This window comes from Streptococcus sp. CCH5-D3 (genome assembly GCF_001556435.1).
GTDB lineage: Bacteria > Bacillota > Bacilli > Lactobacillales > Streptococcaceae > Streptococcus.
Genome location: NZ_LSIW01000052.1, coordinates 1 through 12,377, shown reverse-complemented (window position 1 = coordinate 12,377; position 12,377 = coordinate 1). Strand labels below are relative to the sequence as shown.

Annotated in this window: 10 protein-coding genes and 1 pseudogene; 3 read left to right on the top strand and 8 right to left on the bottom strand. The window is 40.9% G+C overall.

Annotation, left to right across the window (positions count from 1 at the left end):
• Nucleotides 1–49: 49 nt before the first annotated feature.
• Both uvrC and AX662_RS02570 read right to left on the bottom strand, forming a co-directional pair.
• Nucleotides 50–1,834: an excinuclease ABC subunit UvrC gene (gene uvrC, locus AX662_RS02575; RefSeq protein ID WP_037600702.1), complete on the bottom strand. Its 1,785-nt coding sequence runs from the start codon at nt 1,832–1,834 to the stop codon at nt 50–52.
• Nucleotides 1,835–1,905: 71 nt separating this feature from the next.
• Nucleotides 1,906–2,601: a YjjG family noncanonical pyrimidine nucleotidase gene (locus tag AX662_RS02570; protein ID WP_048675436.1), complete on the bottom strand. Its 696-nt coding sequence runs from the start codon at nt 2,599–2,601 to the stop codon at nt 1,906–1,908.
• 275 nt (nt 2,602–2,876) lie between these two features.
• Here AX662_RS02570 and sdaAB point away from each other — a divergent pair, with 275 nt between their 5' ends.
• Together sdaAB and sdaAA are read left to right on the top strand one after the other, a co-directional pair.
• On the top strand, nt 2,877–3,548 hold the full coding sequence (gene sdaAB / locus AX662_RS02565; RefSeq protein WP_060971542.1) for an L-serine ammonia-lyase, iron-sulfur-dependent subunit beta: 672 nt from the start codon (nt 2,877–2,879) through the stop codon (nt 3,546–3,548).
• Between the two features lie 12 nt (nt 3,549–3,560).
• Nucleotides 3,561–4,430, top strand: coding sequence for an L-serine ammonia-lyase, iron-sulfur-dependent, subunit alpha (gene sdaAA, locus AX662_RS02560; protein ID WP_021147208.1), 870 nt, complete (start codon nt 3,561–3,563; stop codon nt 4,428–4,430).
• Between the two features lie 95 nt (nt 4,431–4,525).
• On the opposite strand, the gene AX662_RS02555 is transcribed toward sdaAA, so the two are convergent.
• From AX662_RS02555 to AX662_RS02545, 3 genes are all read right to left on the bottom strand, one after another.
• The gene (locus tag AX662_RS02555) at nt 4,526–8,422 is read right to left on the bottom strand and encodes a GH32 C-terminal domain-containing protein (RefSeq protein ID WP_060971541.1); all 3,897 of its coding nucleotides are present in this window, start codon (nt 8,420–8,422) and stop codon (nt 4,526–4,528) included.
• Between the two features lie 254 nt (nt 8,423–8,676).
• Nucleotides 8,677–9,597: a DMT family transporter gene (locus AX662_RS02550; RefSeq protein ID WP_048675419.1), complete on the bottom strand. Its 921-nt coding sequence runs from the start codon at nt 9,595–9,597 to the stop codon at nt 8,677–8,679.
• Between the two features lie 123 nt (nt 9,598–9,720).
• Complete coding sequence (locus AX662_RS02545; protein WP_197414656.1) at nt 9,721–10,242, bottom strand: RDD family protein; 522 nt, start codon at nt 10,240–10,242, stop codon at nt 9,721–9,723.
• Between the two features lie 217 nt (nt 10,243–10,459).
• Between AX662_RS02545 and AX662_RS02540 the strand changes: the two genes are divergently transcribed.
• Nucleotides 10,460–11,371, top strand: a complete 912-nt coding sequence (locus AX662_RS02540; RefSeq protein ID WP_060971539.1) for a helix-turn-helix domain-containing protein — start codon at nt 10,460–10,462, stop codon at nt 11,369–11,371.
• A gap of 87 nt (nt 11,372–11,458) precedes the next feature.
• Here AX662_RS02540 and AX662_RS10260 read toward each other — a convergent pair.
• From AX662_RS10260 to AX662_RS11040, 3 genes and pseudogenes are all read right to left on the bottom strand, one after another.
• Nucleotides 11,459–11,557 (bottom strand): annotated as a pseudogene (locus AX662_RS10260) (helix-turn-helix domain-containing protein); the annotation flags it as partial.
• 186 nt (nt 11,558–11,743) lie between these two features.
• Nucleotides 11,744–11,953 carry an NAD(P)H-dependent oxidoreductase gene (locus AX662_RS11045; protein ID WP_060971538.1) on the bottom strand — a complete coding sequence of 70 codons (210 nt, stop codon included), beginning with the start codon at nt 11,951–11,953 and terminating at the stop codon, nt 11,744–11,746.
• The gene (locus tag AX662_RS11040) at nt 11,944–12,195 is read right to left on the bottom strand and encodes an NAD(P)H-dependent oxidoreductase (protein WP_269449986.1); all 252 of its coding nucleotides are present in this window, start codon (nt 12,193–12,195) and stop codon (nt 11,944–11,946) included. The genes AX662_RS11045 and AX662_RS11040 overlap by 10 nt, the downstream gene beginning before the upstream one ends.
• Between the last annotated feature and the right edge of the window lie 182 nt (nt 12,196–12,377).

Genomic DNA, 12,377 nt, shown 5'->3' with positions numbered 1-12,377 from the left:
ATTATCAATCACCCTACCAAGTTTTTCTGAGTTACTTGAAAAGTCTAACTTAATTGTTATCATTTAATTTATCTAACAGAGCCTCTGCTACTTTTTCAGGGATTCCAAGAGCTTGAATGTCTTCGGCACTGGCTTTTTGGATAGCTGTCATAGACTTGAAGTGTTTGAGAAGTTTTTGTTTGCGCTTAGGTCCTAACCCCTCCACGCCATCAAGTTTAGAACTGAAACTATTCTTACTACGGACTTGACGATGGAAGGTGATGGCAAAGCGGTGTACTTCATCCTGAATACGGTGAAGGAGGAAAAATTCCTCGGATTGACGTGGCAAATCAATGACTCGCAAAGGATCTCCAAAAAGCAATTCATTGGTTTGGTGCTTGTCATTTTTCTGAAGACCTGCAACTGGGATAGATAGATTGAGTTCCTTGCGAAGCACATCCTTGGCTACATTGACCTGACCTTGACCACCATCCATGATAATGAGGTCTGGTGGCGTTAGACCATCACGTTTGACACGACTATAGCGACGACGAATGACCTCACGCATACTGGCATAATCGTCAGGGCCTTCAACAGTCTTAATCTTGTATTTGCGGTACTCTTTTTTATTAGGTTTACCATTTTCAAAGACAACCATGGCAGAGACAGGGCTAGTTCCCATGATATTAGAGTTATCGAAAGACTCGATACGGACCGGTGTCGGAATCCCCATGAGTTTGCCTAGATTTTCAATAGCTCCTTGGGTCTTAGCCAAGTCTTTTTCGAGGAGATCAAATTTTTGGGTCAAACTGACGCGGGCATTTTTCGTCGCCAGATTAACCAACTGCTTCTTCTCTCCACGTTGAGGTTTAAAGACCTTGACCTCATCTCCAACTAGAGCCTCAACAGACTCTTGATCAATGTCTCCTGGAATGAAAATCTCCTTAGGCTTGAGATGACGACTATCCAGATAAAACTGACCCATATAGGTTAGGAAATCTTCCTCAGCATCATTATAATAAGGGAACATATTGACATCACGCTGAATGAGTTTCCCTTGGCGAACAAAGAAAACCTGAACACACATCCACCCCTTATCCACGTAGTAACCGAAGATATCACGGTCCTGCATGTCTTGACGGATAACCCTTTGCTTGGTCCTAAGCGTCGAAACCGCCTCAATCAAATCGCGATACTCCGCAGCACGCTCAAACTCCATCTGGTCAGACATATCCTTCATCTTGGCCTTAAGCTGATTAACGATTTTATCATCATGACCGTTTAGGAAATTCTTGACATCTTCAACCAAACCTTGCCAATAGTCCTCAGTGGTGTGACAGATGGTGTGGGCATTACATTGGCCAATATGGTAATAGAAACAGACCTTATTGGCCGGATTTTTACATTTCTTAAAGGGGAAAATACGGTCCAAAAGCTTCTTGATTTCATTGGCCGCACCAGAGTCTGGGTAAGGACCAAAATAGAGACCGCCATCCTTCTTAACCTGGCGGGTAATCAAGAGCCTTGGATAGAGCTCCTTAGTAATCTTGATAAATGGATAAGACTTGTCATCCTTGAGGCGGATGTTGAATTTAGGCATATTCTCTTGGATAAGATTAATTTCCAAAAGCAGGGCCTCAATATTGGACTCGGTTACGATAAATTCAAAGTCTGCAATCTCAGATACCAAAAGCTCCGTCTTAGTATCATGACTTCCACGAAAATAGCTACGCACACGATTTTTTAGATTTTTAGCCTTACCGACATAGATAATATTGCCGAATTTGTCCTTGTGGAGATAGCACCCCGGGTTGTTTGGGAGCAATTCCAGCTTATGTTTAATCAGATTATTCATGCTTTCATTGTAGCAAAAAAAGAGCTGAAAAGCTCTTAATAGTCATGGGTAAATACAATTTGAAAAGAGGTCTATTTGCTCAAAATCGTCAAAATTTCTTGGTAGTTTTTGACTTGATAGGTTGGAACAGCTGGAGTCTCATTAACCAAACCTTTTGGATTAAACCAAATGCTGTCAATTCCTGCATTATTACCACCTTGAATATCAGCAGTTAGACTATCACCAATCATGAGGGCCGAATCGGGATGAAAGTCATTCACCTGATCCGCAATTTTTTCAAAAAAGTCCGTAGACGGTTTGTGGGCACCCACTTCATCTGAAATGAAAATATCGTCGAAGAAAGGCAAGATGCTTGAGGCTTGCAGACGACCACGTTGGATGTAGCTAACACCATTAGTTGCTGCATAAATCTTGTGACCGCGATTTTTAACGTTCGATAAGAAAGCATGGGCCTGAGGCAACTCCTGCCCCTGTTGGCTCAAGAAATGCTGGTAACGGCCAGCTAAGTGTCTGCCATCAACCTCCTGTCCAAAATGCTCAAAAAGACGAGAAAAGCGAGTGCGAAGCAATTCCGGCTTAGTGATTAAACCATGATTGAGATCTTCCCACATGGAACGATTCATGGGGATATAGTGATCCTTGTAAACTTTAAGATCTCGTGAAGCCACCCCAGCCCCTTCAAGAAGGTAGGTCAAAGCCAAATCTTCAGCACGGTCAAAATCTAGGAGGGTGTGGTCAAGGTCGAAAAGTAAATGCGTGTAGGTCATGGTATATCCTTTCTAACTGGAAATCTTTAGGCTCTATTTTACCACAATCCAGCTATATATAAACAAAGAAACACAAAAGGGCGACCCGCAGGCCACCCTCTCAGATTTATGAAAAATAAGTATTGCTTACTTAATAGACTGCTATTATATCCATTGAACCTTAAAGAAAGCTTAAAGTAGCTTATTTTTTTGATTCTATAGATTTTTACTTAAACAGCGAATCTCTTTAATTCGTGGTATACTGAAAATACAAGATTAATCAAACGAGGCGTGTTATGAAAAATTTAAAATTTCAATCCGTTTTTGACATCATCGGACCTGTCATGGTCGGGCCTTCCTCTAGTCATACTGCAGGAGCTGTTCGTATTGGCAAGATTGTTTCTGCCATCTTTGGTGAGACACCGACTGAGGTAGAATTTCAACTTTTTAATTCCTTTGCCAAAACCTATCGAGGTCACGGGACTGATGTGGCTCTAGTAGCTGGTATTTTAGGTATGGAAACGGACGACCCTGACATCCCACGCGCTCTGGATATCGCATACGAAAAAGGCATTAAGGTCTACTGGAAAATTAACAAGGATAGTAATGCGCCACACCCCAATACGACTCGTATCACCTTAAAAAATGCTACAAAAACCATTTCTGCCACAGGCGTTTCTATCGGTGGAGGAAATATCCAAGTAACTGAACTCAATGGTTTTGCGGTCAATCTCAAGATGAATACACCGACTCTCATCATTGTCCACCAAGACGTTCCAGGAATGATTGCCTTTGTCACAGATATTTTGTCGCGTTATGGCATCAATATCGCCCAAATGACTGTTACTCGGGAAAACGCCGGTGAAAAGGCCATTATGATTATCGAAATTGACTCGCACCAGTGTGATGAGGCCGTCACTGAAATCGCTAGAATTCCTCATCTACATAATGTCAACTTTTTCAGCTAAGAGGGGGATTGCATGTTTTACACTATTGAAGAATTAGTTCAACAAGCTGACCGAGATTACCAAGGTAATATCGCCAAACTCATGATTGCTACAGAGACAGAGCTAACTGGACGGGAACGTCCTGAAATCCTAGCTCTGATGGCTCGAAATCTTGAAGTGATGAAGGAGTCTGTTCAGGCTGGTTTGTCTCCTGAGAAATCACCAACTGGCTTAACCGGGGGAGACGCTGCCAAACTGGATGCCTATATCAAAAATGGAAAGACCTTGGCTGATTCTGCCGTCTTAGGTGCTGCTAGAAATGCCATGGCAGTCAATGAATCTAACGCCAAGATGGGCTTGGTTTGTGCCACACCAACTGCTGGATCAGCTGGTTGTCTACCTGCTGTTCTTACAACTGCTATCGAAAAACTGGGCTTAACCGAATCACAACAATTGGATTTTCTCTTTACTGCTGGTGCATTTGGCTTAGTCATCGCAAATAATGCCTCGATATCTGGTGCCGAGGGAGGCTGCCAAGCTGAAGTCGGTTCCGCCTCTGCTATGGCTGCTGCCGCTATTACAATGGCTGCTGGTGGAACACCTTTCCAAGCCAGCCAGGCCATCTGCTTTGTGCTTAAGAATATGTTGGGACTCATTTGCGACCCTGTAGCCGGATTGGTTGAGGTCCCATGTGTCAAACGTAATGCTATGGGGGCAAGCTTTGCCCTAGTAGCTGCTGACATGGCCTTGGCAGGCATCACATCAGCCATTCCAGTCGACCAGGTCGTTGATGCTATGTATCAGGTTGGTTCAGCTATGCCAACTGCCTTCCGTGAAACTGCTGAAGGTGGCTTAGCAGCAACTCCGAAAGGAAAAGCACTCGCAAAAGAAATTTTTGGTTGATTTTTTTAGAATAATCACAAAAAAACTTAGAAGTATGAGTGCTTCTAAGTTTTTTCTCTGACACTTCGTTAACACAAAACGGATAACTTGTCTTGCTAGCTGAATAACCATTTTGTCAAAAAGTGCCATGTTTCTTTGGCAATACTTGCAAGGAAGGTTGAGAGACTAAATGCGTTGAATTTTTTGAGGAGGTTCTCAACTAGTGGAGTGACAGTCTTAGGTGTTTCCACTGGAGTGTTACTTTCTTCTTGCTTACCAGTATTATCCTGAGATGGATTTGGCACTGTGTTTGTACTGTCGTGACCATTATTTTGCCCAGTTGGTTCAGGCTCTGGAGCAAGCTCAGGCTGATGCTCAGGTTCATCTGTTTTATTTTTCGGATTTGGCTCTGGACTAGGTTCCGGCTGAGGATCAGGTTTGATTGGTTCGTCAGTAGTGTCACTGCTGGTGTTTGTCATTTTTTCAGTTACGAAGAAGTTTTTGAATTCTACTGCTCCATCCCAAAGACCGACACCTACATGGGCTTGATTGAAGTAATTATCCACGGCATCAAATTGATGATGGAGCACTTCCTTGCCATCGACATAGACTGTCATGGTGTCTTTGCCCTTTTCAACCTTGACGTGGTGGTACTGGCCATCATTGATAGCCTTATCCAAGTGAGCTTCAGCGATGGTTTCACCACCAAAACGGAAGAGACGAACAGTATCGTTGTCAGCAAATTGGACAGAGTAGGCACGACCTGGTTCTTCACGTTCCGCAGCTACAAAGAGGTTGACCAAACCATGTTGGTATTTGACATCGATATCATAGTCAAATTGCTTGAAGCCATTACTTTCATAGGCCATGAAGAAGTCATTGGCACTGACATTGCTATCGTAAAGGGTATCGTCATCAATATACCAATCACCAGTGACAGCCTTCAAACCTTTAAGGTTGGTCGCAAAATTGTTGAGCGTAATGTCAATATTAAAGGTCTTGGTCAATGAAGGGTTTTCAACAGAGGTTGCTGTGACAGTTAGATGACCTTTGTGAAGGGCTTTGAGAGAAAGTTTATTGTCATGTTCAGTATAGGACACCAAACTTGGATCACTTACTGTCCATGTCACATCTTGCTCTTCAGAAGCCGGTGCGAGATAAACCTGCAAGTCCTTACTTTGACCAACTTCAAGAGCCAAATGACCTGCAACTGTGGTGTTCATGGCAACAGCCTTAGTGACTTCCTTCTTGTCAGTCCAAGTACTCTTAATTGGGTAGATAGCAATGTTTGCTTTGGCTGGACCACCTTCAACCAAGACACTTGCTCCAACGGCTCTTGGGCTTGGGAAAATCTGATTAGCACCAGCTACTGTATTACCCTTAGCAAAGACTTCCACACTCGCACGGTCCACATAAAGATGCAAATCAATAGAACCATCTTCATTGCGAGTCACTTGTTGACTATTAACCTTAGTAAAGGCATCTGAAAGGATAGTACCAGATTGGCTACGGTCAATAGACAAAGTTTCCTTGGTTAAATCGTAAACGACCTTTGTAGCTTGACCATCGCCAACGCGAAGGTTAAAGCCAACTGCTGTCGTGTCCTTTCCTGGTACAAAGTGAGAAACCACTTCATAAGTGTCACCTGTGAAATCTTTAAGCAGTTCATTGTCAGAAGCTACTCTGACATTTTCAAAATACTGGGCATTATCTGTATCACGAAGGCTTTCATAGGCCTTAACAGGTGTTTGTGTTAAGAGGTAACGGTCGCCTGATTTAACCAAACCAAGGTCAAGGTTAAGGTTAAAGGTACCATTAAATTTTTGACCAACAGTATCTGCGACCAGATTACAGTAATCTTCCCAGGTGTTCATCCAGTTGATTTCAGTCAATTGCGGAATGTTTGGATGGTCAGCTGTCCCAAAATCATGAACATAGTAAGTCATGGCAGCATAGGAATCCTTACCAAAATTCATGATTTCATCATGGTCTTGGTAAACTTCATCAGCTACAAAGGCCCACTTCCCATCCACTTGTTTAAAGTCTCCAACCTTGTAAGAACGACCACCACGTGAGAGGACCCACTTGAGTGCCCCATCATTGGCCACAATTGGATAGAGGTCAGGACATTCCGTATGCAAATCCTTATAGGTTGTTTCAACCTGCCAGTTCTTCAAATCTGGTGAGGAATAAATGCGGAGTGGACCACCAGCAAGGACCATAAACCATTGGTTATCCCAGCGAAAGACCTTAGGGTCACGGAAATCTTGGTTTTGAAGAGGATCTTGAGACCAGTCAGCAACCACCTTGTCATATTTTTGCCAAGTTCTACCCTCGTCCTCACTATAGGCGATTTCGATCCGTTGACCATTACCATTTGAAGTGATAACAGCTACCAGACCACCTTCCGAAGATTTGAAAAGGCCCGAGCTATTGGTACTATCAACCACGACAGAGCCTGAGAACATGTGACCTGTTGCATCTGGATAGAAGGCTATCGGCTCCTCATCCCAATGAAGCAAGTCTCGGCTAGTCGCATGGGCCCAGTGCATTGGACCCCATTTGGTGTCATCGTAAAATTGATAGAAGAGATGATAACGTCCCTTGTAGAAGACCAAGCCATTAGGGTCATTAGCCCAGCCATCCTTAACAGAATAATGATACTGATCACGATAAAGTTCGTTGTAATACACATCATCACTCTGCCTGCGGTGGATATTGATGCGGTAGGTCAAGGTCACAGGTCGGCCAAGCGAATCGGTCACACTACTTTCAATGGTAAAGTAATTGGCACCGACAGCCACTGGCAATTGAGAAATATCTGTGTAAACATTTCCCTTGGCATCTTCAACCTTAATGACAGCATTTGGACTATGCTTAGTGATGTCAAAGCCTACTGTCTCAGCATTGTGTCCCACATATTGAATATGAAGTGGTTCTTCGGAGAAGAATTGGGCTTGTTTTTCAACAGAACCTGTCTTTGAAGTCACTACGAGTTTGTCAATCAAAGGAAGACTCTCATCGTCAAGATTGACATAACGAGTGTTTTTGAAAATAACATTGGCATTCCAATTAAGAAGTCCAAAATAACCTTCTGGAAGAACTTGAGGTTGGCCCTTGTCACTTTTTTGAAGAACAGAGTCGCCTGTACTTGCGACAAGCACATCATTGACATAGTAAGATAGCCATTGATTAGCCGCAACTACTCTAAGATTATAGGTTTCATCAGCAGTTGGGGTCACATCTTTTTCATCTACAAGTTGAATATCTTGATTATTGACCCAACGCCAAAACTTAACCTTATGGTTACCAGAGTCCACATTGACCCCATACATATTTTTGTTACTGCTATCATTGTTACCACGGAAAATGAGAGCAGCTGCACCACCAACTTCCTTGAAGGTCACATCCGTAGAATAAACAAAATTTTTACCTTCAGATTTAGAATAAAGGAAAGAGTCTCCCTTGTCTTTGGCTTCTGAATGAATGCCATCAACCTTCATTTCCCAGTGACCATTTTGATCTGCGGTCATTCCTTCAAGATTGGTAACTGCTTCATTATTAGGCAAATCCGTTTTCTCTTCTGTCACATGAACAGGACTTGTACTATTGGTTTCAACTGGCGTTTCTTGACTGGTCTGATTCAAATCGGCTCCTTGCGCTTGGTTAGTTACTTTCTCAGCCTCACTAGCCTGTGCTTGTTCCTCTTTAGGCTGGTCAAGTTTAGAATGAGTTGGATTCTCTTGAGCTGTTTTAGCAGATTCAGAAACAAGGGACGGGCTAGGCTCTACCACTTGGGGGACTTCTTTGGTCGTGCTGGGAGCAACCTCAACTTGATGATCAGTCTGAGCTACCACCTCTTGAGGTATTGGGCTCACAGTTGCCTGTTCCACTTGATCCGCATAGACAGGACCAGCCAGAGCCAAACCTGCAAAACTTACCAAGGCACAGCCATAGACCCAAGTCTTCCCACTTTTACGCATAAACCAATTTTTACAAACAGTATCATTCATGACTCTTCTCCTTCTTTAGAGCAACATTAAATGTTAACTCAGTTTTCATGAAAATTCAAAGTCAATACATTCGCCTTTATTAATAAGCCTGTCAAAGTTTCCGGAAATATCTCTAGGATTTACATTAAAATGGTAAACGCTTACTTTTAATATCATTATAGCACTATAGTCTGAAAATGTCGCGTTTTTCTATAATATTTTTAATAAAAATAAAAAACTTCCGAATTTGCCATTCGAAAGTCTCATACTTATGCTTAATCTGAGCCTGTTAGCAGGCTATTTCCAATAATACCAATGGTTACAATAGCAATCCCAAGGAATCCCAAAAGGCTAGGTAGACTATCTCCGAGGAAGAGGCAACCACCCAAGAGGGTAAAGAGAACTTCACCAGCCTGAGTAGCCTCAACTACTGCCAGTTGCTTATGGTTATGCTTAACCAGATTAGTCGCCTCGAAGAAAAGCAAGGTTGCGACAACTCCAGAAAAGACAGCTACAATTAAAGATTGTAAAATCTGTCCCCCTGATGGAAGTCCAGAATCCGTTACAGCAAAAACTGATAAGATCACCCAAAAAGGCGTACTCATCAAGGTCATCCCAAACACGCGCTGCGTCGTTGAAAGCTGATCCTCTTTACAGTGGACCATCATCTTACGATTGCCCAAAGGATAGGCAAAAGCAGCCAGTAAAATCAAGAGACTGGCACGAACCACACCGCTACCAAGACCACTACCAAAGTAAGGAATCTGGATGAGAATAATACCTAAAAGGATAACCAATGTCATAAGCAGTTGCTTACCAGGTACCCTCTGACCAAAGAGAGGTGTCAAGAGCAGACCAGCTAGAATGGTAATCTGCCAAGTGGCTGCCACAAACCAGGACTCACCATAAATGGAGGCTAGAGACAGTGGCCCATAGAAAAGCCCAAAACCAACCGTACTCCAAATCAACCAAGTCAGGGGTGCTTTCTTAATGGCAGACAAAACACCTGCCAGCTCACCATTACGCCAGGCCAAAACAGCCAGCATAGGCAAGCTAAACAAATAGCGTAGACTAGCACTCCACATCCAGGACCCACCTGAAAGGTTCATACTACGGTTGAAAATAAAAGTAAAAGCAAAAAAGAGAGCACCAAGAATACCATACCAAATCGCCCTCGCAAATTGAGATTGTTTCATAATTGTAAACTCCTGTAGATTCTATTATACAGTAATTGAAGCAATAGAAAAAGGAGGTCATTATGATGACTTCCTTAGTTTCGTTTCAATTTTTACTTATGGACCAAGTAAACAATCTATATTTTAATCACCTTTTAGCTGCACTTGTGTATGTGCTAGCAGGTCTCCTAGATGCCTCTTATCTTTTCTAAACATCGTCATTGCCAGTAAGGAAACTGCGAGGAGAGTCGCCGAAATAGAGAGGATAATGGACAATACATCAAAATTACTATAGAAACCATGAATCGTGCCCATATGACCGAGTTGCCAAGGTAAAAATTTAATGGTATTTCTGATCAAGCTAGCCTGAACTGTTTTTTTCTGGTAGACCAGTTGAAGTCCTGCTTTTGTCTTCCCAAAACTCCCATTTTTTGCATAATCCAAGAATGTGAAAAGGAGCATGATTGGCAAAACAGAGGTGAAAAATACAAGCCACTGCGACTGAATTTCTGTAAACTCTGGGACGCCATTAAAAAAAATAATGTATATAAGCATAGAACCTAAAAACAGAAGAGCTAAGTAAGCTATAATAAAAAGATAATCGAATAGAAATTCAATCATTCTTTTTTTAAACGAAATAGGATTGATTGCTAAAATCTTCATCATCGACTCCCCCTTTCTCATCTCCTATTATAACATTTTTAATATTCTAAATAATATTTGAGAGGAAAATTTGTAGGCTATTGAGCTCGCAAATTGAGATTGTTTCATAATTGTAAACTCCTGTAGGTTTTATTATACACTACTTCTATTATGGCTTTTGGACTTTATTTCAATTTTACGTTATATTATTATTAAAAATCTAAATCATAAGAAATTATGTATGTCAGAAGATATTAAAATCAAGATTGGAAAAAGAATTCGTGAAGAACGTGAACGACTTGGTTTAACACGTGAGCAAGTTTGTGATACTGAAGAAGAATTAACTGTCAAACAGCTGATGAGAATTGAGCTCGGACGTTCTTTGCCAACCATTGTCAAACTGCAGTATATCAGTGATAAATTAGGAGTTTCCCTCAACTATTTGTTAGGTGAAACAAAACTAGACATTCCTGAAGATTATTATCAGGCTAAATATAAACTCATGAAGTCTCCTGTCTATGGCGACCTCGAACGTATCAAGAAAAAGCTAAAAGATATTGAGGAACTCTACGACAACTATATTGATATTCTACCAGAGGATGAGCTTTTAACCATTGATATCATTGAAAGAACCTTGAATTTTATATCTGAAGAGAAGAAAGAAGATTTTGTTGAGATTGTATATGAAGACTATTTGAACCAGGTATTAAAAAAAGAAGAGTACACCTTGAATGACCTTCTGCTAATAAAATACTATACCTTTCAATGTCAAGTTGGTGACTATGATAAAGAAATTGTTGAAAGTTTTCGATGTAAATTAATTAATCAAGAATTACAAGGGGAAGAGCTAGTTAATGTTGAGCTACTTGGAGCATTGTCAACTATAGGTGGAATCTATGTGATGCATCATGATTATAGAAATATGAAAACTATTGTCGATAAAATGTATACTATTATTGATAAGACACTACAACATGCTTACAAACCCGCCGTACTCATTTTTGAAGCAAAATACTATCTCTTCTATGAGAATAATAGAGATAAAGCAACTGAACTTTACAAAATGGCTACCGTACTAGCCGAAGCCTTCGGTGATGAAGTATTCATAAAAAAACTAAAAATGGAAATGGAAAAAGATTTAAACATAAAATAGAAAATATATCAGCAACATTTTAAACATGATTCATTATAAATGTAATACCTACCAAAGAAGCATCTGAAGTTAAACTCAGATGCTTCTTATCTTTCCTGAATATCGTTGAGTAAACGAAAGTTTTTCGGCAACGAATTTTTGAGTGAAATCATTGTCTTCTCTCAAATCCCTTAAACGTCGGTACATCAATCTTTCTCCTAAGGAAAAGTATAGAGGAAAAGCAGGAAAAATTTTATGTATTGTCCTAATTGGACAATATGAAATATACTCAATAATATCCACTAGTATTCAAGTATATTGATTGATGCTTTATTGTTTGAAACAGAAAAATAATAAGGTATATTCCATTTATAGAGGGTTGATATGTCTTATTTATATTATTTGTAGGTATTTATTTACTTTATTTGATAATAACTCTTGATCCATGTTTAAAGTACCAGTTATGATAAGAGGTTCCAGAAATGTTAGACCTGTCAAATACTGAATCGTAGTGATAGGCTTTAAAATCTCTTCAATTGTTACATGGAAGCGGCCGTTTCTCGTGTAGTCATCTTGCCCAGCTCCAAAACTAGCTACCAACATGACTTCCTTGCCTTGTAAGGCAGTATACCAGTCGAACCATAGGCCCAACCGTATTCAAAAACAACGTCAAACCACTGTTTCATGAGGGCTGGCGTTTGGTACCAATAAATTGGGAACTGGAGTACAATGCGATCACTTACCTCTAGAATCTTTTGCTCCGTTTTGACATCAATGTCAAAATTGGGATACAGTTGGTACATATCTCGCACGTCATAACCAGCTCCAGCAGCAGCTGTTGCCAGTTCTTTATTAATGCGTGAGCCCGTTTTTAATTGAGGGTGAAATGTAAAATTGTGGTTTTCATATCGTTTCTCTTTCTTATCTTAATTATGCTTGACCTTCCTTAGACACAAACCATACATCAAAAACGCACTAGAAACACATTACTCAAATGCAAAATTGGAGGGGACCAATAAGCTTATCA